Origin of the sequence: Micromonospora costi (genome assembly GCF_003626655.1) — a bacterium.
Taxonomy (GTDB): domain Bacteria; phylum Actinomycetota; class Actinomycetes; order Mycobacteriales; family Micromonosporaceae; genus Micromonospora; species Micromonospora costi.
On sequence record NZ_RBAN01000004.1, the window covers coordinates 1 to 19,255 of the forward strand.

Here is a 19,255-nt window from a genome sequence, read left to right on the forward strand (position 1 = left end):
GTCGTGGTGACCGACCACGACGTCTTCGACTACGACCTGGTGGCCCGGCACGCCCGCTACGTCTTCGACGCCCGCAACCGCTGCTCCGGCCCGGCCGTCGAGCGGCTGTAGACCCGGCACCGCCGGCCGGTCCCGCCGCTGACGGCGGGACCGGCCGGCGAGGTCGCCGGCGCCCGTCACTGGTCGGCGAGCGCCTCCACCACCGGCCGGGCCAGCGCACGGCGCGCCGGCACCACCGAGGCGAGCAGGGCCGCCACCAGCGCCACACCGAGGATTCCGGCGAGCTGGCCGAGCGGCAGGACGACGTGGAAGTCGCCGCCCAGGCGGTCCAGCACGGCCATCGCGGAGGCGCTCACCGCAGTGCCGAGCCCCAGCCCGAGCAGCGCGCCGACCACCGCCATGAGCACCGCCTCGACGGCGAGCATGACCCTCATCCGCCCCCGGGTCAGCCCGACCGCGCGCAGCACCGCGTTCTCCCGGGTGCGCTCCAGGACCGAGAGGCTCAGCGTGTTCGCCACGCCGACCAGGGCGATCACCACGGCGAGGCCGAGCAGCGCGGTGACGAGCGCGAGCACCATGTCGACGGTGCCCGTCAGCATCCTCTTGTAGGCGGCCTGGTCCATGAGGTTGACCGTCGGGTAGGGGGCGAGCACCGACTCGATCGCGGCCCGCGCCCGACCGGCGTCCACGCCGCCGGCCGGATCGACCTCCGCCAGGTAGCCCCGCTCGGCGGGAAACAGGGCCGTGAAGTCGGCGTCGGTCAGGTCGATGAGGTGGCCGGCCGGCACCCCGGCGCTCGGCGCGGGCTCGGCGTCGTCGACCACCACGGCCGCGACCCGGAACGTCCGGCCCTTGACGGTCACCGGGTCGCCCACGGTCCAGCCGCGCGCCGCGGCCAGGTCCCGGTGCACCAGCACGGTGCCCGGACCGAACCGGCTCAGGTCCCCGGCCGTCGCGGTGAGCGTACGGCCGACCAGGGCGGGGTGGGCGGCGCGTACCTGGACCGCGTCGGTGACGGCGGTCCGCAGCTCGTGCACGACGCCGAGTTCCGGCCGGGCCGCCAGCTCCCCGGCGAGCCCCGCGGGCAGGTCGACCCCGATCCCGGTGACCACGAAGTCGACCCCGATCTGGGCGTCCACGCTGCGCTCGATGCCCTCCTTGGTGCTGTGGGCGCCGACGACGAACGCGGACACCAGGCCGATGCCGATGACCAGCGCCGTGCTGGTCGCCGCGATCCGGCGCGGGTTGCGCACGGCGTTGGCCACGGCCAGCGCGGCGGTCGCCCCGATCACCCGGCGCAGCGGCCAGCCGACGAGCCTCGCGAGCGCCGGGACCAGCACCGGGCCGAACAGGACGATGCCGAAGAAGACGAGGATGCCACCGCCCGCCACCAGCACCACCTGGCCGACGGCCGCCGCGCCGGCCAGCGTGGCGATGCCCGCGACCAGCACCAGCGCCCCGGCGGCGAGCCGGAGCCGGCCGGCCCGAAGGGTGGGTTGCACGGCGGCGTCGGTGAGCGCGGCGACCGGGGCGACGCGGGTGCCGTGCCAGGCCGGCAGCAGGGCCGCGCCGACGGTCAGCAGCACGCCCAGCAGCACGCTGACCAGGACGGTTCCCGGTGCGAGGGTGAGTTCGCCGGCGATCGGCGCGGTCGTGCGGGACAGCAACGCGGTCATCCCGGCGGCCAGGCCCGCGCCGAGCAGCACGCCGAGAGCGGACGCGACGAGCCCGACCACCGCCGACTCCAGCACGGCCGCGCCGAAGACCTGCCCGCGGGTGGCGCCCACCACCCGCAGCAGCGCCGTCCGGCGGGTGCGCTGGGCCAGCACGATCGCGAAGGTGTTCGCGATGACGAAGCCGGCCACCACGACGGCGACCGCGGCGAAGGTGAGCAGCGCCATCGTGAGCTGCCGGGCGTTGCGCACGGCGTCCTCGACGGCGTCGTCGAGGATCTGCTGCCGGGCCTTGACGGTCGTGCCGTCGCCGGCGACGGACGCGAGCCGGGCGGCCAGTGCCCGGTCGGCGACGCCGGGACGGGCGGCCACCATGATGCGGCCGTACCCCTTCTCCCCGGTGACGGCCAGCGCGTCGGGCCCGACCAGCCCGATGAACGGCCCGCCGACGTCGCGGGTGGTGCCGGCCACGTCGACCGTGCCCACCAGGGTGTACGGGCGGGCGGTCCGGCCGGTGCCGCCGACGCGTACCGGCGCGCCGATCGTGAAGCCCTCCTGCGCCGCCGTCGGCGCGTCGAGCACGACCTCTCCGGGACGGTCCGGCAGCCGGCCGGCGACCACGTCGTACGAGCGCAACGCCGGTTCGGTGGGGATGGCCGCGAGCACGGCGTAGCCGAGCACGGGCCGGCCGTCGGAGCCGACGATCCCGCCGGTGCCGGTCAGTTCGCCCGCCGCGGCGGCCACCCCGTCGACGGCACGGACCCGGTCGACCGCCGCGGCCGGGAGCGGTTCCTTCTCCGCGTACACGGCCGCGTCGGTGTGCCGGTCGAAGGTGCCGGCCCGGGCGTACGCGCCCGCGGTCAGGGCGTCGTTGAGGATCAGCGTGCCGGCGATGAACGCGACGCCGAGCACGACGGCGAGCGTCGAGAGCAGCATCCGCACCGCCTCGGCCCGCAGCGAGCGGAGGGTGAGTCGCAGCATGCCGGTCACCGCGCCGGGGCCGCGCCGGCCCGGGTGCGGCCGGAGTCCGGGTCGAGACCGGCGAGCGCGTCGAGCACCTGCTCGGCGGTGGGCGCCGCGAGGTCGCGGACGAGCCGCCCGTCGGCGAGCAGGACCGCCCGGTCGGCGTGCGCCGCGGCGACCGGGTCGTGGGTCACCATGATCACGCTCTGGCCGAGGGTGTCCACCGCCTCCCGCAGCAGTCGCAGCACCTCGGCGCCGGACCGGGAGTCGAGGTTGCCGGTCGGCTCGTCGGCGAAGATCACCCACGGTCGGGTGACGAGGGCGCGGGCGACGGCGACCCGCTGCTGCTGGCCGCCGGAGAGCTCGGCGGGCCGGTGCCGCAGCCGGTCGGCGAGCCCCACGGCCGCGACCACCTGACGCAGCCAGGCCGGGTCGGGTCGCCGGCCCGCGATGGCGAGCGGGAGGACGATGTTCTCCTCGGCGGTCAGCGCGGGCAGCAGGTTGAACTTCTGGAAGACGAAACCGACCCGGTCGCGGCGCAGCAGGGTGAGCCGGCGGTCGTCGAGCCGTCCCAGGTCGGCGTCGCCGATGCGGACCGAGCCGGCGGTCGGCCGGTCCAGGCCGGCGAGGCAGTGCAGCAGGGTCGACTTCCCCGAGCCGGACGGGCCCATGATGGCCGTGAACCGGCCGGCGGCGAAGTCCAGGTCGACGCCGTCGAGGGCGACCACGGCGGTCGGGCCGACGCCGTACCGCTTGCCGAGTCCGCGGGCGCTGACCGCGACGCCGGCGTGGGGGCCGACCTCGACGCCGGCGTGGATGGTGGGCGCGCCGCCGGCGACGGGCGCGGAAGGTGGAACGGGCACGTGCTGCTCCCCGTGGAGAGGGCCGATCTGACCTCTCCGACGCTATGGGCGGGGCAGCCCTGTCGATCTCCACCTGGGCGCTCGACCTCGGTACGCCCCCGGTCGGCCCTGACCGGGGGCACCCGTACGACTCAGGTCGTACCCGGGACCACCAATCCGCTCTCGTACGCCAGCACGACGGCCTGTACCCGGTCGCGGAGCTGAAGCTTGGCCAGGATGCGCCCCACGTGGGTCTTCACGGTCGCCTCGGCGACGTGCACGTGGGCGGCGATCTCCGCGTTGGACAGGCCCTGCGCCACGAGGAGCAGGACCTCCCGTTCCCGCTCGGTGAGCTGGGCCAGCCGCGGGTCCTCGGTGGGGCCGGCGCCGAGGTGCCCGGCGAACCGGTCCAGCAACCGCCGGGTGATGGACGGGGCCACGACCGAGTCGCCCTGGGCCACCACGCGGATCGCCGCGAGCAGCTCCTCCGGCGGGACGTTCTTGAGCAGGAAGCCGCTGGCGCCGGCCTGCAAGGCCGCGAACGCGTCGGCCTCGGTGTCGAACGTGGTGAGCACGAGGACCCGCGGGGGGCCCGCAGGTCGCCCGGCGCAGAGCCGTCGGGTCGCCTCGACCCCGTCCATGGTCGGCATCCGGATGTCCATGACCACCACGTCCGCCTCGACCCGGGCGAGGACGCGCAGCGCGTCCGCGCCGTCGATGGCCTCGCCGACCACCTCCAGGTCGGGCTGGGAGTCGAGCACCATCCGGAACCCGGCGCGCACGAGCGCCTGGTCGTCGACGATCACCACCCGGACCGTCATGCCGCGATCACCTCCGTCGTCCCGGCGCTCGACGGTAGCGGCAGTCGCGCCTCGACCTGCCACCCCCCGGCGAGCCGGGCCCCGGCGGTGAGCGAGCCGTCGTACACGCCGACCCGCTCGCGCATGCCGACCAGGCCGTGCCCGCCGGTCGGCGCCGGGCCGACCACCGGGCGGCCCTGCCCGTCGTCGACGACCCGGACCAGCACGGTGTCGCGGGCGTACTCCAGGGTCAGCTCGACCCCGGCCCCGACGCCGGCGTGCTTGAGGGCGTTGGTCAACGCCTCCTGCACGACCCGGTAGACGGTGAGTTCCAGGCCGGGCGGCAGCGGCGGCGCCTCGCCGGTGAGGGTGTGCCGGATCCGCAGGCCGGCGGCGCGGAACCGGTCGAGCAGGGTGGGCAGCTCGGCCAGGGCGATCCGGCGCCGCTGCGGGTCGTCGCCCGCCGCCGGGCCGTCGCGTCCGGCCGCCTCCGCGCCGTCCGGGCCGGCCGCCGCGGTTTGCACGGCCGCCGGCTCCGGCGGGCTCGGCTCCCGCAGGACGCCCACCAGGCGACGCATGTCCTCCAGCGCCTGCCGGCCGGTGTCGGCGACCACCTTGACCGCCTGGCGCGCGGTCTCCGGGTCGCGGTCGAGCATGTAGCGGGCGCCGTCGGCCTGCACGATCATGACGGCCATGCTGTGCGCGACCACGTCGTGCAGCTCGCGGGCGATGCGGGTGCGTTCGCTGGCGACGGCGGCGCGCGCCTCGGCCTCGCGCTCCCGCTCCAGCGTGGCGGCGCGCTCCTCGAGGCTGAGCACGTAGAGCCGCCGGGTGCGCACGTTCAGCCCGACCAGCCAGACCGCGCCGGTGATCAGCCCGAAGGAGATGGCGCTGCCCCACCACGGGGCCGGGCTGTCGACCTGGCGGGCGGCGAGCACCGCCCCGGCGAGGGCGCCGATCGCGGCCAGTACGCCGTCGAGGAGCCGGTCGGCGTACTTGACGACGCTGTAGAGCGCGACGAGCACCGCGACGTCCATCGGGAGCGGGCCCCAGCCGGCGATCACCTGGCCGATTCCCAGCGCCCCGACCACCGCCGCCACGGACGAGGGGTGCGAGCGGCGGAACAGCAGCGCGACCGCCATCCCCGCCCCGACGGCGACGGCCGCCCACCCGCCCGGCTGGGCGGCCACCCCGAGGAGGCCGAAGATCAGCACGGCGCCGGATACGAAGACGTCGAAGGCGACGGTGCGCAGCGGGCGGCCGAGGATCGTACGGTTCACGGTCACCCAGCGTACGTGCCGGCGGACGGATCGACCCGCGCCGGTCGCGCCCCGTGCGCCCCCCCCGGCCGGTCAGCGGGCGAGCAACTCCCGCATCCGGTCGATCTCCACGGTCTGCTCGGTAGCCACCGAGTTGGCGAACTCGTTCAGCTGCTGGTCGGCGCCGACCGAGAGCAGGTTGGTGGCCATCTCGATGGCGCCCTCGTGGTGCGCGGTCATCATCCGCACGAAGAGGCGGTCGAAGTCGGCGCCACGGGCGGCGGCGAGCTGCCGCATCGCCTCCGGCGACTGCATGCCCTTCATGGTGCCGTGGTCGTGGCCGGGCATGTCCGCGGAGAGGCCCCGGTTCTGCAGCCAGGCGCGCATCATGCCGATCTCCGGACCCTGACTGGCCCGGATCCGGTCGGCGATGGCCCGCACCGAGGGGTTGGCGGCCCGGTCGGGGGCGAGCTCGGCCATGTCCAGCGCCTGCGTGTGGTGCGGAATCATCATCCGGACGAACCACTCGTCCATCGAGTTGTGCGGGGTCGCGCCCGCGCCGCTCACCTCCCCCGCGCCCTTGACGGCCGCCGACTCGCCGGGCCGGCCGGGCACGATGACGGTCACGTCGGTGGGCTCGGGCGTCGCCGGGGTGTTGGTCGCGGGCGCGGCCGCCGGGCGGGTGGCCGTCGTGTCCGAGTCGCCGCGGGCGCTCAGGACGACGACCGCCACCAGCGGCAGGACGATCGCCAGTGTGACGATCGCCAGGACACGCGCGCGCCGGCCGGTCATGGGCCACTCCCTGAGGTCGAGGTCACCGCGATGCTATCCATTCAGGAACACCCATCGATGTGACCCACATCACATCGATGGTCTTCAGAGGACGGTAAGGTATCGACAATCGCCACCCCCTTGCGAAGGGTCTCGCCGATGTTCAGAACCCCCATGCCACGGTTACGGCAGCTACGCGTGGTCGGCGTCGCCGCGGCCGGCCTCCTGGTGGCCAGCGTGCTCGTCGCCCCGCCGAGCCAGGCCCAGGTCACGCCACAGGCCGCGTCGGCCACGAACGCCATCCCCGGCGTCGACGAAATCGTCAGCAGCCCCAACCTGAAGCTCGTCACCAACCTGCCCAAGGTCGCTCCCCTGGACGCCACCAACAGCGACCTGGCCTTCCAGGGCAAGTACGCCTTCGCGGGCAACTACAACGGCTTCGTCGTCTTCGACATCTCGCGGCCCAGCTCGCCGCAGGTCGTGTCCCGGGTGCTCTGCCCCGGGTCGCAGAACGACATCTCCGTCCACGGTGACCTGCTCTTCCTGTCCACCGACTCGTCCCGCAGCGACGACTCCTGCAACAGCACCACGCAGGACGCCAGCCTGAAGGAGTCCTGGGAGGGCATCAAGATCTTCGACATCCGGGACAAGGCCAACCCGCGGTACATCAAGTCCGTGGAGACGGCCTGCGGCTCGCACACCCACACCCTGGTGCCGGGCAAGGACGCGAAGGCGGTCTACCTGTACGTCTCGTCGTACAGCCCCCGGGCCACCTTCCCGGACTGCCAGCCGCCGCACGACTCGATCTCCATCATCAAGGTGCCGGTGAAGAACCCCACCAGCGCGGCCGTCGTGGCCACGCCGAACCTCTTCCCGGACGGTGGTTTCGAGGGCAGCGAGACCGGCTCGGCGACCACCGGCTGCCACGACATCACCGCCTACCCGTCGAAGGACCTGGCGGCCGGCGCGTGCATGGGTGACGGCATCCTGATGGACATCCGCGACCGGGAGGCCCCGCGGGTGATCAACCGCGTGCGGGACACCACCAACTTCGCGTTCTGGCACTCGGCCACCTTCAACAACGCCGGCACCAAGGTCGTCTTCACCGACGAGCTGGGCGGCGGGGGCGCGGCCACCTGCAACGAGACCGTCGGCCCGAACCGGGGCGCGGACGCCATCTACGACATCACCGGCCGCGGCGACGCCCGGAAGATGATCTTCCGGAGCTACTACAAGATCCCACGGACCAACGCCGACACCGAGAACTGCGTGGCGCACAACGGCTCGCTGCTCCCGGTGCTCGGGCGGGACATCATGGTCCAGGCGTGGTACCAGGGCGGCATCTCGGTCTGGGACTTCACCGACTCGGCCAACCCGGAGGAGATCGCCTACTGGGAGCGCGGGCCGATCTCGAACGAGACGATGGTCGGCGGCGGCAGCTGGTCCGCGTACTACTACAACGGCCACATCTACTCCAACGACATCGCCAAGGGCTTCGACGTCCTGAAGCTCAACGACTGGCGGACCTGGACCGCGGAGCTCGTCCGATACAAGGAGCTCAACGTCCAGACCCAGCCCCGCTACCTGGGCTGATGACCGCCGCGACGCGGTAGCACCACGCACGACACCGGGCCCGGTCCCCCCACCTGCGGGGGCCGGGCCCGCTCCCGTGCACGCCCGACCACCCGCGGGCCGGGCGGAAGGCTCACCGGAGCCCGTCGATCATGCAGGTGTGGTGCCCGGGTCGCGGTGATTACTTCCGTTTGTCCCCCACCACAACTGCATGATCGACGGGGTGGAGGGCGGGTCGGTCAGGTTGGGGGCGCCGCTGGGGGCGGCGGCGGGGATCAGCCCATCGGCAGCTGGTAGCGCCGCTGCGCGCCGCCGGCCGTGACCAGCCGCACCTCACCGCTGCGCAGGCCGTACGTGACCGACCAGCGGGTGTGTGCCTGCCGGACGGCGGTCAGCACCCGGTGCGCCGCCTCGGCGTCCAACACCCCACCGGCCTCGGTCATCGCGCGGGCGATGACGTCGTACCGGCGGTCCGCGCGGCGCTTGTCCTCGGCGACCCCGACGACCGGAACGTTGGTGAGCGCCTGCCAGCCGCCCGGGCCGCGCTCGACCCGCATCTCGCCGTCGACGAACTCCACCACGGCCGAGGCGCCGGAGGCGTCGGCCAGCAGGTAGTGCAGCGCCGGCCCGCCGTCGAAGTCGATGTTGTGCGCGGTGAACACGGCCACCGCCTCGTCCACGGTGGCCGCCCGGTCGAGCACCAGGCGCAGGATGCGCACCGACCCGACGGTGGGCTTGCCGGGGACGGGCTCGGCGCGGGCGGCGTCGTCGGCGGCCAGGCCCACCGCGAGGCCGCGCTCGTTCATCCCGTCGAAGGGCAGCAGCGGCGCGTTCAGCAGCCGGTGGTCGCCGGCCGGGTCGTCGCCCACGCCGAGGTACGACAGGTCCACCAGCGAGATCGACGCGTACCCCTGCGGCGGGTCGGTGCGCAGCACCATGGCCGGGTTGGGGTCCCAGTCGAAGTTGCGGGCGAACAGTGGCCGGTCGCGGTCGCCGGCCGCGACGAAGAGGGAGCAGCCGAACGGGCTCGCCGGGCTGGCGTCCGTGCCGACCGTCGCGTCGTACCGGCCCACGTAGGTCATCTCGTACAGCGGGAGGTCGTCGACCCGGCGGAAGCTGGCCAGGGTCCGCTCGACCTGGGCCGCGTCCTGGCGGGAGGCGGTCGGCGTGCCGGTGGGGGCCGCCCCGGGCGGTGGGCTTCCCGACGGGCGGGAAGCCGAGCATGCGGTGAGCGCGAGCAGCAGGGCCATTGTGGCGGCCGGCAGAGTCCTACGCATATTCACTGGACGCTATGCGGGTCGCCGGCGGTTGTCCACCATCGGCCACCGGTCGACTCCGCGGGGCGACCGGACCCGCGCTGCTGCTCTTCCCCGGCACGGCGATGGTGCTGGCCGAACTCACCGCGGCGGGGTCAGCCCACCGGGATGCGGTCGAGCTGCTCGTCGAGCGCCGCCCGGGTGAGGGACGGCCGGCCGCCCGGGTGGCCGACGGTCGCACCGGCCGCCGCCACCGCCCAGCGGGCCGCGCGCTCCCGCGACTCGCCGCGCAGCAGCGCGACCGTGAGCGCGGCCACGAACGCGTCCCCGGCGCCCGTGGTGTCCACGGTGGGCGTGTCGCTCAGCGGCAGGAAGAGCTCACCGTCGCGCCAGACGAACGCGTTGCCCGCGCCGGACACCTCGACGGCCACCAGCGCCGGGCCGCGGCGCAGCAACGCGCGCCCGGCGGCGAGCGCCGAGCCGGCGTCCCGGGGCGCCTCCCCCGTGATCAACCCGGTCTCCCGCGCGTCCGCCCGCAGCACGTCGGCGGCGGCCAGCAGGTCACCGGCGCTCGCCGGGTCGGCCGGCGCGCCGTCGAGCACCACGAGGCGGCCGGCGTCCCGGGCGGTGCGGGCCGCGGCGAGGGCCGCTCCGGCCGGCTGCTGGAGCTGGACGAGCACCGCCCGCGCGGCCCGCACCACGCCCGCCGCGGCGGCCACGTCGTCCGGGGTGAGCAGGGTCGGCTCCGGCAGGTCCTCCAGGTAGCGCCACCGACCGCGGGAATCGAGCAGGTCGACGATCAGACCGGTCGGGACGCCCACCCGGCGCACCACCGGGCCCACGTCGATGCCGTCGGCGCGGGCCTGGGCGAGCAACCGGTCGCCGACCTCGTCGTCGCCGACCACGCCGAGCAGGGCGGCCCGGGCGCCGAGTTGGGCCACGCCGACCGCCTGGTTGGCGCCCTTGCCGCCGAGCAGCTCCCGGCGGCGGCGTACCGGCGCGCTGCCACCGGCCTCCGGCACGTCGTCCACCAGCAGCACGAGGTCCCGGGCCACCTGCCCGGCCACCAGCACGTCCACGTCCGTCATGCCCGACTGGTACCCCGCGCCGGTCCCGCCACGCCACGACGGGCCGGCCGACGGGCTGGCCGACGGGCCGGTCACGACGCCGGGCGGTCGACCGTGAACATGAAGCAGCCGTACACCACGTTGCGGCTGTGCAACTGCCGCACGGCCGGGTCGGCGAGCAGCTCGGCGATCACGGTCTCCGGGTCGGTGCCGTCGTGCCGCCGGCCGCCGTGGATGCGGCCCCGGTGGTCGTACGCCCGCAGCACCTGCGGGCGTCCCCGCCAGGCGGGCGGGTAGGCGGTGCCGCCGTCCGCGCCCGCGCAGGCGGCGGCGTGCGCGAAGACCGGGCCGACCTCCCGGTACGGGCCGTCGGCGACGGGCGGGGCGTACCCGAAGAGGATCAGCTCGTCGCCCTCCACCGCGTCGCGCAGACAGCAGCGCAACGGTTCGCCGCCCTCGGCCGCGACGGCCTCGACGGGGCGGCCGGCGGCGTCGAGGCGGGTGCGGCGGACGGCGTCGAGGACGGCGGGCGGCAGCGGGCGTACGACGAAAGGGGTCATGCGCCCAGCGTCGCCCGGCGGCGGCGCGGATGCTGGCGGGGATCGGACCTCGCGCCGCCGCGGCCGGCGGGCGTAGGCGCTCAGCCGGGCAGCGGCGCCTCGTCGCCCCGGGTGCGGCGCGGCCCGACCAGCCGGCGCACCATGGGCGCCGCGTTCCACCTCGCGGCGCCCACCAGGTCCCGCGCGTGCTCCAGCACCGTGTAGTCCGGGCGGGCCAGCCCGTCCGCGATCGCCCGGTCCAGGTCGTTGCCGCACCGGGTCAGCACGCTGTCGAAGTCGCGCCGGACCGGCTCCAGGAGGTGGTAGCCGAACGAGCGGTGCAGCCGGGCGAAGAAGGGCCGGTAGAGCCGGGCCCGTTCGTGCAGGCCCGAGGAGTACGACATGGGGTTCTTGGGCCGGCGCAGCACGTAGTCCGGCAGCACGTCGGCGAACGCCCGCCGGACGATCCACTTCTCCTGCCCGTCGCGCATCTTCAGCTCCAGCGGGAGCCGCATGGCCAGCTCGACCACGCTGAGGTCGAGGAAGGGCACCCGGGCCTCGACGCCGAGATCCATGCTGGTCCGGTCGACCCGTTGCAGCTCGGTCCGGCCCAGGTTGCGGATCTTGTGCAGGAAGAGGCGGCGGGAGGCGGCGGGCGCCACGTCGTGGTACATGGGGTACCCGCCGAAGAGCTCGTCGGAGCCGTCGCCGGTGAGCGCCACCTTCACGCCGAGCTGGCGCAGCCGCCGGAACAGCGGCACCGAGACGACCGCGTTGATGATGTCGCCGTACTCGGTCAGCTCGGAGATCCGGATCGCCTCCCGGACGTCGGCCAGCCGGATGTCACGCGGGCGCAACTCGACCACCTCGTGCGGTACCCCGAGGTCGGCCGCGATCCGCCGGGCGTACGCCACGTCCGGGCTGCCCGGGACGCCGATCGTGACGGCCACGCAGTCCGGGTGCAGCTCGCGGACGTACCGCAGGACCAGCGAGCTGTCCAACCCGCCGGAGAGCACCACTCCCACGGTGAGGTCGGTGTCCACCCGGACGCGGATGCTGTCCCGCAGCGCGGCACGGACGAGCAGGGCGGCCTCGTCCGGGTCGTCGATGACGGGCAGCCCCGCGCCGAGGGTGAGCAGGTCCAGGTACGGACGCAGCCGCACCTGCCCGCCCGGGTCCGCCCACCCGTGGTGCCCCGGCGGCACCTCGCCGATGGGCACGCCGTGGCCGACGAGCGCCTTCACCTCGGAGGCGACGTGCAGGCAGCCGGGCTTGCGGGCCCAGTACAGCGGTTTCACGCCGAGCGGATCGCGGGCCAGGTAGGCGCGGCCGGTGGTCCGCTCGACCACCGCGAACGCGTACTCGCCGCGCAGCCGGGTGACCGCGCCCTCCCCCCACTGTTCGAACGCGGCGAGGAGCACCTCGGTGTCGCTGTCGCCGCGGAACGCGTGGCCGAGCGCGGCCAGCTCCGCGCGCAGCTCCCGGTGGTTGAAGACCTCGCCGTTGTAGCAGAGCAGCCAGCGCTCGTCGGCGGACGTCCACGGCTGGACGGCCCGCTCCCGGTCGACCACGCGCAGCCGGCGGGTGCCGGCGAGCACCCCGGTCTCGTACCGGGCCTCGGTGATCTCGCCGCGGGCGGAGAGGATGGCGAGCATCCGCCGGAAGATTGCCGGGTCGGCCTCCTCGCCGATGCTCAGGGCGATGCCGCACATCGTCGTCAGACCCCCATCTCGGCTTCGTACGCCCGCCGCAGCCGCTGCCGGGCCGCGGGTGCGAGGCACACGTGCCACGCCTGGCCCTCGTCGACGACGTTGACCTCACCGGCGTCCTGCCGGGCCAGCAGCAGCCGGGCCAGGGTGTCCCGTACGCCGAAGCGCGCGAACCAGTCCATCTCCACGTCGACGGCGTAGCCGACGCAGTGCCCGCTGGGCAGCATGGCCGCGTACCCGAGGCGGCGCAGCCGGTACTGGTGCTCGGTGCTGCGGGTCAGGGACGTCACCCACAGCGGCGGTGTGCCGGGCGGGGTCGCCGCGGCGAACTCCCGGCCGACGTCGTTGAGCAGGGCCACCACCTCCCGGCGGGCGCGCCGGGCCAGCAGTCCGGCCGTCCGGGGGCTGGCGTCGGGTCGCAACCGGCGCCGGGCGGCCTGCCAGCCCCGACCCAGCCGGGTCGCGGGCTGCTCCCGGTAGCGGAAGCGCAGCAGGTCCCGCCGCCGCAGCCACTCGAGGTCGACCAGTTCGGCGCTGCCCTGCACCTGCGTGTCGGTGACGAACGTCGGCGTGTCCCGCCACCACATGACGTCGATGCGCGAGAGCAGGTAGATCCGGACCAGCGCCGCGAGGTCCCGCGCGGAGCTGCGCTCGTTCGGCTGGTAGCGGGCCATCTCCAGCAGCAGCGTCTCCCGGGCGCCCAGGAAACCCTGCGGGGTGGCCTCGAGGACGGCCGCGAGCGGGGGCTCGCGGAGCCGGTCGTCGATCAGGATCTGCCGGGCGGCGGTGCTGGGCGCGTCGGCCAGCGCGCCCACCTCCACGAGCAGGTCGGCCACCGCGGCCCGGTACGCGGCGAGGTCCGGCCCGCCAGCGGGCCGGGCGGGTGGGGCGGTGGGCAGGCGGCGGGGCGTGACGGGTGGACCGGGCTGCGGTCCGGGGCTTCGGCTGGGCACGCGCATGATCGGTCCTCTCCGGTCACGACACCTGAGTGACTGCCCTGCACTCACCGTAATCGGCCGGATCGGGAGGAGCCCGAACAATCCTCCTATCTACCTCTAAGAACCTCCGGGTGGGAGGGGGCCGCCCGGCCCGGCGGGAACGCCGCAGGGACCCACCGGCGAGGACGAACCGGTCAGTCGACCACCCCTCGCCCGAGCCGCTGCACCTCCTCGTACGACGGCGGGGCGGCACGGGGCGCGGCGTCGGTGGGGCCGGCCCGGAGCGCGTCGACGGTGGCCAGGGCGGCACCGAGCGCGACGCGGAACGGCAGGGAGCCGGTGCTCACCCGGGCCACGCCGAGCCGGGCCAGCTCGGCGAGATCCGGGCCGCCGGGCCGGTGCAGCACGTTCAGCGGGGCGTCGACGGCGGCGGTCAGCACCCCGATCGTGGCGGCGTCCGGGGCCCCGGGCGCGAAGATCCCGTCCGCGCCGGCGGCCCGGTACGCCCGCCCGCGTTCCAGGGCCTCGCCGAGCGGGTCGGGGACGCCGAGCCACCACGCGTCCGTACGCGCGTTGACGAACAGGTCCGGCACCGCGGCCTTGACCGCCGCGACCGCCGCCGCGGTCTCGGCCACCGGGGCGAGGCTGCCGTCCGACCGGCCGTCCTCCAGGTTGATCCCGACCGCGCCGAGCCCCGCCAGCTCGACGGCGAGGGCCGCGACCTCGGCCGGGTCGTCGCTGAACCCGCCCTCGACGTCCACGGTGAGCAGCACGGGCAGGTGACGCAGGCGGCGGGCCAGCAGCAGGGTCTCGGCCCGGGTCGCCCCCGTGCCGTCGGGCTGGCCGGCCGCGGCCGCCACGCCGAGGCTCGTGGTGCCCACGGCGGGGTACCCGTGGGCGGCGAACGCGGCCGCCGAGGCGTGGTCCCAGGCGTTCGGCAGCAGCAGCGGCCGGCCGGGACGGTGCAGGGCGCGGAACGCGGCGCACCGGTCGGCGTGACGCCGGCGGTCGACGGTGGTCCCGGTCATCGCGGCGCCACCGCCAGCCGGGCGGGCACCCGCAGCAGCGCGTGCGGCTCGTACGGGACCGGTCCGGGATCGCGGCGGCACCGCTCGCGAAGCACGTCGAGCACGCCCGTGGCGAGGGCCAGCGCGTGGTCGGCTCCGGGGCACCGGCGCGTCCCCGCGCCGAACGTCAGCGCCGTCTCGGCCCGCCCGGGCACGAACGCGTCCGGCTCGGCGAAGACCGCCGGGTCCCGGTTGGCCGCGTCGAAGCGCAGCTGCAGCGGCGTGTCCGCCGGGAGGTCGACGCCGCCGATCCGCACCGCGCGGTGCGTGATCCGGCGGGTGCCGCGTACTGGCGGGTCGAGCCGGAGCACCTCGCCCAGCAGCTCGGCGGTGTCCCCGGGCGCCGGCGGGCCCGGCGGCAGCAGGTGCCGGGCCCCCGCGCCGATCAGCCCGGCGGTCGCGTCGCACGCCTGGACCAGCAGGCCGATGCGGTTGGCGAGGTCCTCGGGCGGGCCGGGCGGGGCCAGCGCCACGAGTTCCACGACGGCGCCGTCGGCGCGCCACTGGGCCGCCGCGTCCGCGCCGGGCTGGTAGGCGGCGGCGACCGTGGCCACCGCCGTGACGGCGGCCTCGGGGTCGGCGAGGCCGAGCCGGTCGGCGAGCACCCGCACCGGTACGCGCCGGGCCAGCGCGCGGGGCACGTCCAGGCGGTCGCCCGCGTCGTCCAGGACGCCGGCGGTCGCCCGGGCGGCCGCCTCGCGCAGGTCCGCGGGGTCGAGGGGGGCGAGGGCGGCGGTGCCGGCGGCCCGGCGGGCGGGGTGGTCCTCCGGCGCGCTGAACCGGCTCACCAGGCCGCGCAGCCAGCCGAGGGTGTAGGCCGCGCCGGGGGCGGCGACCGGCACGCGGCAGGCCGGTTCGGTGAGGGCGGTCCGCACGTCCGCGTGCCGGGTGAGCGTCCACCCGCCGTCCGGGTGGGGGGCGGGCGGGCCGCACGGCGGGGTACCGGGAACGGGGGCGAGGGTCGGGCGGGTCGTGGTCACGTGCCGACGCTAGGCGCGGAATCGTACGGTCCACACCGAAGCGTCGGGGGCGCGCGGCCGGCACCGGATCGCCGATGCGGCGGCGACCGGCGGAGCCGGGCCGGCCGGGTCGTCAGGCGCGGCCGCCGCCGGCGTCGGTGGTGGCGGGCGGAGCCAGGTCCGCCGGGGGCAGGCCGAGCGCCGCGGCGAGCGCCGGGACTCCGGCCGGGGTGAGCCGGACGGCCCGGCCGGTCCCCCGCGCCAGCCAGCCGAGGTCGAGCAGGCGGGCGCAGAGCGCCGCGCCGAGCGCGCCGGAGAGGTGCGGGCGACGCTCGGTCCAGTCCAGACAGTCGCGCAGCAGCGGTCGCCGGCTGGCGCGCAGGGGCGCGACCGGCAGCCCGAGGTCGGCGCACCAGTCCAGCCCCGCCGGGGTGAGGGTGAGCCCGCCGGCCCGGTCCAGCAGCGCGCGGTCGAGCAACGTGTCGTGCAGCAGCACGCCGAGCCGGCCCGCGAGGTGGTCGTAGCACGTCCGGGCGTACGCCAGGGCGGTGGTGGCGCGGGCCGCGCGCAACGACCGGGCGGGCTGCGCCACCGGGGCCGCCCGGCCGGCCAGGTCCTCGATGAGTTGCGCGACGTCCGGGTCGGCCAGCCGCAGGTATCGGTGCCGTCCCTGTCGTTCCTCCGCGAGCAGGCCGCCCTCGACCAGTCGGCTGAGGTGGTCGCTCGTGGTCGACGGGGCGACCCCGGCGGCGCGGGCCAGTTCACCGGCCGTCCAGGCCCGTCCGTCGAGCAGGGCGAGGCAGATCCGGGCCCGGCTGGTGTCGGCCAGTAGCGCGGCGAGCTGAGCGAGCGCGGGCGCGTCGGTGACGGTGGGATGCACCCGACCATGCTGGCACGCCGATGCTTCGGCCCCGGCCGACACTCTTTACAACGTTGTATCCAACGTTGTAAGAAGGGACGCGAGTCGCAGCTACCACCACTCCACCGCAAGGCAGGTCTGATGGGACATCTCCGTCGCGGCGGCGCCGTCGCCGCCGTACTCGGGCTACTGCTGGCGGCCACGCCCGCCGCGCCCGCCGCCGCCGACCGATCCGTCACCCGATACCACAACCCGATCTCCGCAGGGGTGGGCGACACGTTCGCCGACCCCGTCGTCGTCCGAGGCGACGACGGCTCCTGGTACGCGTACGGCACCACCGACCCGCTGCGCGAGGGCGAGCGGCAGCCGCACCGGGTGCCCATCGCGCGCTCGACCGACCTGGTCGACTGGGCGTACGTCGGTGACGCCTTCGGGCCCGACCAGCGGCCGCCCTACGCGGCGCCGGGCGCGGCGTTCTGGGCCCCCGACGTGCGCCGCGTCGGCGACCGGTACGTCATGTACGTGACGGTCACCGACACCACCGTCTCCCCGGAGGGCAGCGACTACGCCATCGGCGCGGCCACGGCCCCCACCCCCGCCGGCCCCTGGACCTTCGCCGACCAGCCCGTGGTGGCGCCGCGTCCCGGTGGCGGCGGCGGTTTCCTGTGGACCATCGACCCCAGCCAGTTCACCGACACCGACGGGACGAGCTACCTCTACTACGGCAGCTACTACGGCGGCATCTCGGTCACCGAACTCTCCCCCGACGGGTTGCGGGCGGTGGGCACGCCCACCCTCGTGGCCATCGACAACAAGTTCGAGGGCAGCTACGTGCTGCGCCACGACGGCTGGTACTACCTCTTCGCCTCGACGGCGAACTGCTGCGCCGGCCCTGCCACCGGCTACTCCGTCCAGGTCGGACGGGCGCGCAGCCCGCGCGGGCCGTTCCTGGACCGGGACGGGATCCCGCTCACCGCGTCCCGTGCCGGCGGCACCCCCGTGCTCACGCAGAACGGCAACCGGTGGATCGGCACCGGCCACAACGGGTTCCTCACCGACCTGTCCGGCCAGGACTGGATCGTCTACCACGCGATCGACCGGTCCGACCCGTACCTGGACGAGCCGTTCGGAATCAACGAGCGGCCGATGCTGCTCGACCGGCTCGACTGGATCGACGGCTGGCCGACCGTGAACGCGGGCGCCGGCCCCTCGGACGGCCCGCGGCCCGCGCCGGTCACCACCGGCCCGGTAGACGAGCGCTTCGACACCGCCGGCCTGGCCGGCTGGCGGCGGGGCACCGGCGACTGGCGGGTCGCCGACGGCCGGCTCACCGGCACCGGGTCCCTCACCAGCCGTACCACCGTGGGGGGCGACGTGCGGGTGGAGGCCGACCTGCGGCTCACCGGGGCGCGCGGCGCCGGGGTCGCCCTGGCCGACCGCGTCGAGGTACGCGTCGACACGGCCGCCGGGCGGCTGGTTGCCCGCGACGGCGGCCGGACGGCCGGCGCCGCGTTGCCCGCCGGGTTCACCCCGGCCGACCGGCACAACCTGTCCGTCGAGGTACGCGGCCGGCAGCTCGTCGCCGAGCTGAGCCCGGCCCGGCTCGGTGACCAGCTCGCCGTGGTCACGCTGCGGCTGGACCGCCCGGTGGCCGGCCGCGTGGGCCTGCGCGCCGCCGGCGGGCCCGCCGAGTTCGACAACGTGAGCGTGACCCGGCTGTACGTGCCGGCGCGGACCGCCGTGTCGGAGCCCCGGGTGGGTCGCGCGTTGCCGGCGTACTCCGACGAGTTCGCGGGCGGCCTCGACCCGGCGTGGAGCTGGGTGCGCCCCGACCCGGCGGCGACGGTGTCCGGCGGCGCGCTGCGCTGGCCGACACAGGCCGCCGACCTCACGGGCACCGGCAACACCGCGGGCGTCCTGCTGCGCGACGCCCCGGCCGGCGACTACGTGGTCGAGACGAAGGTGACCCTCGACCTCGGCGAGGAGACCGTCCGCAACTACCAGCAGGCCGGCCTCGTCGCCTACGTCGACGACGACCGGTTCGCCCGGCTGGCCCAGGTGGCGATCTGGAACACCCGGCAGGTGGAGTACGGCTACGAGCTTCCGTTCGCCGGTCAGCCGGTGTACGGCGGCACCATCGTCGGCACCCCCGCCACCACCACCTGGCTCCGGCTGGCCCACCGCGTCGACCCGGCCACGGGCGAGCACGAGTTCCGGGCGGGCTCCAGCCGGGACGGCGAGCGGTGGACCTGGGGTGGTGTGTGGACGTTCCCGGCCGGCACCACGCCGCGGATCGGCCTCGTGGCGCACGGCGGCGCGCAGCCGCCGGTCACCGCCGAGTTCGACTACCTCCGCTTCTACCGCTGAGCGGAACGGCCCGGCCCCCGGTCGACGCACCGGGGGCCGGCCGGCCCGTCACCCACCGGGCCGTCGCGCCCGCCGAGCGGCGTCACCGTCCGGGCGTCGCCGTCGTAACTGCGCGCCCGCACGAACTCCCCGACGGGCCGGTCACCGCCGACCACGGCCCGGGCGCGGCGGCGGTCGGCGTCGCGGAACCGCAACGCGAGGCTCAGGTGCGGCACCCACCGCCCGGGCAGGTGCCAGGGCCGCGGCCCGGGCGCCCCTTCGAGCACGTCCCAGACCGCGCCGTGCAGCGCGACCAGCTCCGGCGTCGGCCGAAGCAGCCAGACCAGAGGGGCGCTGCCGTCGAGCACCGCCACCCGGTCGACGCGGGCAGGCAGCGGCAGCGCCGCGTCGAACAGGTCGGCGAGACGCCGCTCGGCGCCGGGCGGGAAGTCGTCCACCGCCGCGAGCGTGAGGTGCGGGCGGTTCGTCGGGTGCAGGTTGCGGGCAAGGCTGGGCAGGCCGGCCGCGGCCAAGCCGTCCCACGCGGCCCGCACCGCGGCGTCCAGGCCCGCCGAGCAGACCAGTTCGACGGTACGCACCCGCCCACGCTAGTACCGTCCCATCGCCGGACGGGC

16 protein-coding genes are annotated in these 19,255 nt (G+C 75.8%); 2 read left to right on the forward strand and 14 right to left on the reverse strand.

What is annotated here, in order from left to right:
- Positions 1–176: 176 nt before the first annotated feature.
- The 5 genes from D7193_RS21855 to D7193_RS21875 form a co-directional block, all read right to left on the reverse strand.
- Entirely contained in the window at positions 177–2,654 is a 2,478-nt protein-coding gene (locus D7193_RS21855; RefSeq protein WP_120781436.1) for an ABC transporter permease, read from the reverse strand.
- 5 nt (positions 2,655–2,659) lie between these two features.
- Entirely contained in the window at positions 2,660–3,454 is a 795-nt protein-coding gene (locus D7193_RS21860) for an ABC transporter ATP-binding protein (protein WP_120782127.1), read from the reverse strand.
- 176 nt (positions 3,455–3,630) lie between these two features.
- Positions 3,631–4,299, reverse strand: a complete 669-nt coding sequence (locus D7193_RS21865; RefSeq protein WP_120781437.1) for a response regulator — start codon at positions 4,297–4,299, stop codon at positions 3,631–3,633.
- Entirely contained in the window at positions 4,296–5,564 is a 1,269-nt protein-coding gene (locus tag D7193_RS21870; RefSeq protein ID WP_120781438.1) for a sensor histidine kinase, read from the reverse strand. The genes D7193_RS21865 and D7193_RS21870 overlap by 4 nt, the downstream gene beginning before the upstream one ends.
- 66 nt (positions 5,565–5,630) lie before the next feature.
- Positions 5,631–6,329, reverse strand: a complete 699-nt coding sequence (locus tag D7193_RS21875; RefSeq protein WP_120781439.1) for a DUF305 domain-containing protein — start codon at positions 6,327–6,329, stop codon at positions 5,631–5,633.
- A 138-nt stretch (positions 6,330–6,467) separates the two neighbouring features.
- On the opposite strand from D7193_RS21875, the gene D7193_RS21880 reads away from it, so the two are divergent.
- Complete coding sequence (locus tag D7193_RS21880; protein ID WP_120781440.1) at positions 6,468–7,901, forward strand: LVIVD repeat-containing protein; 1,434 nt, start codon at positions 6,468–6,470, stop codon at positions 7,899–7,901.
- A gap of 254 nt (positions 7,902–8,155) precedes the next feature.
- Here the strand turns inward: D7193_RS21880 and D7193_RS21885 are convergent, their stop codons facing one another.
- From D7193_RS21885 to D7193_RS21920, 8 genes are all read right to left on the reverse strand, one after another.
- Positions 8,156–9,157, reverse strand: a complete 1,002-nt coding sequence (locus tag D7193_RS21885; protein ID WP_120781441.1) for a carcinine hydrolase/isopenicillin-N N-acyltransferase family protein — start codon at positions 9,155–9,157, stop codon at positions 8,156–8,158.
- A 134-nt stretch (positions 9,158–9,291) separates the two neighbouring features.
- Positions 9,292–10,224: a PfkB family carbohydrate kinase gene (locus tag D7193_RS21890; protein ID WP_120782128.1), complete on the reverse strand. Its 933-nt coding sequence runs from the start codon at positions 10,222–10,224 to the stop codon at positions 9,292–9,294.
- A gap of 71 nt (positions 10,225–10,295) precedes the next feature.
- Positions 10,296–10,763 (reverse strand): DUF1203 domain-containing protein, encoded by a 468-nt coding sequence (locus D7193_RS21895; protein ID WP_120781442.1) that lies wholly within the window; start codon positions 10,761–10,763, stop codon positions 10,296–10,298.
- Positions 10,764–10,843: 80 nt separating this feature from the next.
- A complete protein-coding gene (locus D7193_RS21900; protein ID WP_120781443.1) occupies positions 10,844–12,454 on the reverse strand; it encodes an asparagine synthetase B family protein in 1,611 nt (536 codons plus the stop codon).
- A 5-nt stretch (positions 12,455–12,459) separates the two neighbouring features.
- The gene (locus tag D7193_RS21905) at positions 12,460–13,410 is read right to left on the reverse strand and encodes a DUF5715 family protein (RefSeq protein WP_120781444.1); all 951 of its coding nucleotides are present in this window, start codon (positions 13,408–13,410) and stop codon (positions 12,460–12,462) included.
- 173 nt (positions 13,411–13,583) lie between these two features.
- Positions 13,584–14,417: an isocitrate lyase/PEP mutase family protein gene (locus tag D7193_RS21910; RefSeq protein WP_120781445.1), complete on the reverse strand. Its 834-nt coding sequence runs from the start codon at positions 14,415–14,417 to the stop codon at positions 13,584–13,586.
- Complete coding sequence (locus tag D7193_RS21915; RefSeq protein WP_120781446.1) at positions 14,414–15,436, reverse strand: cytochrome P450; 1,023 nt, start codon at positions 15,434–15,436, stop codon at positions 14,414–14,416. Before D7193_RS21915 ends, D7193_RS21910 begins: the two co-directional genes overlap by 4 nt.
- Positions 15,437–15,548: 112 nt before the next feature.
- The gene (locus D7193_RS21920; protein ID WP_120781447.1) at positions 15,549–16,295 is read right to left on the reverse strand and encodes an ArsR/SmtB family transcription factor; all 747 of its coding nucleotides are present in this window, start codon (positions 16,293–16,295) and stop codon (positions 15,549–15,551) included.
- Positions 16,296–16,415: 120 nt separating this feature from the next.
- On the opposite strand from D7193_RS21920, the gene D7193_RS21925 reads away from it, so the two are divergent.
- Positions 16,416–18,641 (forward strand): glycoside hydrolase family 43 protein, encoded by a 2,226-nt coding sequence (locus tag D7193_RS21925; RefSeq protein ID WP_120781448.1) that lies wholly within the window; start codon positions 16,416–16,418, stop codon positions 18,639–18,641.
- Here D7193_RS21925 and D7193_RS21930 read toward each other — a convergent pair.
- The gene (locus D7193_RS21930) at positions 18,632–19,219 is read right to left on the reverse strand and encodes a 2'-5' RNA ligase family protein (RefSeq protein WP_120781449.1); all 588 of its coding nucleotides are present in this window, start codon (positions 19,217–19,219) and stop codon (positions 18,632–18,634) included. The genes D7193_RS21925 and D7193_RS21930 overlap by 10 nt on opposite strands.
- Positions 19,220–19,255 lie beyond the last annotated feature (36 nt).

Coding starts and splice junctions, on each gene's coding strand:
- D7193_RS21855 (WP_120781436.1), bottom strand. CDS start 2,654: ATGCTGCGACTCACCCTCCGCTCGCTGCGGGCCGAGGCGGTGCGGATG.
- D7193_RS21865 (WP_120781437.1), bottom strand. CDS start 4,299: ATGACGGTCCGGGTGGTGATCGTCGACGACCAGGCGCTCGTGCGCGCC.
- D7193_RS21875 (WP_120781439.1), bottom strand. CDS start 6,329: ATGACCGGCCGGCGCGCGCGTGTCCTGGCGATCGTCACACTGGCGATC.
- D7193_RS21880 (WP_120781440.1), top strand. CDS start 6,468: ATGTTCAGAACCCCCATGCCACGGTTACGGCAGCTACGCGTGGTCGGC.
- D7193_RS21885 (WP_120781441.1), bottom strand. CDS start 9,157: ATGCGTAGGACTCTGCCGGCCGCCACAATGGCCCTGCTGCTCGCGCTC.
- D7193_RS21890 (WP_120782128.1), bottom strand. CDS start 10,224: ATGACGGACGTGGACGTGCTGGTGGCCGGGCAGGTGGCCCGGGACCTC.
- D7193_RS21895 (WP_120781442.1), bottom strand. CDS start 10,763: ATGACCCCTTTCGTCGTACGCCCGCTGCCGCCCGCCGTCCTCGACGCC.
- D7193_RS21900 (WP_120781443.1), bottom strand. CDS start 12,454: ATGTGCGGCATCGCCCTGAGCATCGGCGAGGAGGCCGACCCGGCAATC.
- D7193_RS21905 (WP_120781444.1), bottom strand. CDS start 13,410: ATGCGCGTGCCCAGCCGAAGCCCCGGACCGCAGCCCGGTCCACCCGTC.
- D7193_RS21910 (WP_120781445.1), bottom strand. CDS start 14,417: ATGACCGGGACCACCGTCGACCGCCGGCGTCACGCCGACCGGTGCGCC.
- D7193_RS21925 (WP_120781448.1), top strand. CDS start 16,416: ATGGGACATCTCCGTCGCGGCGGCGCCGTCGCCGCCGTACTCGGGCTA.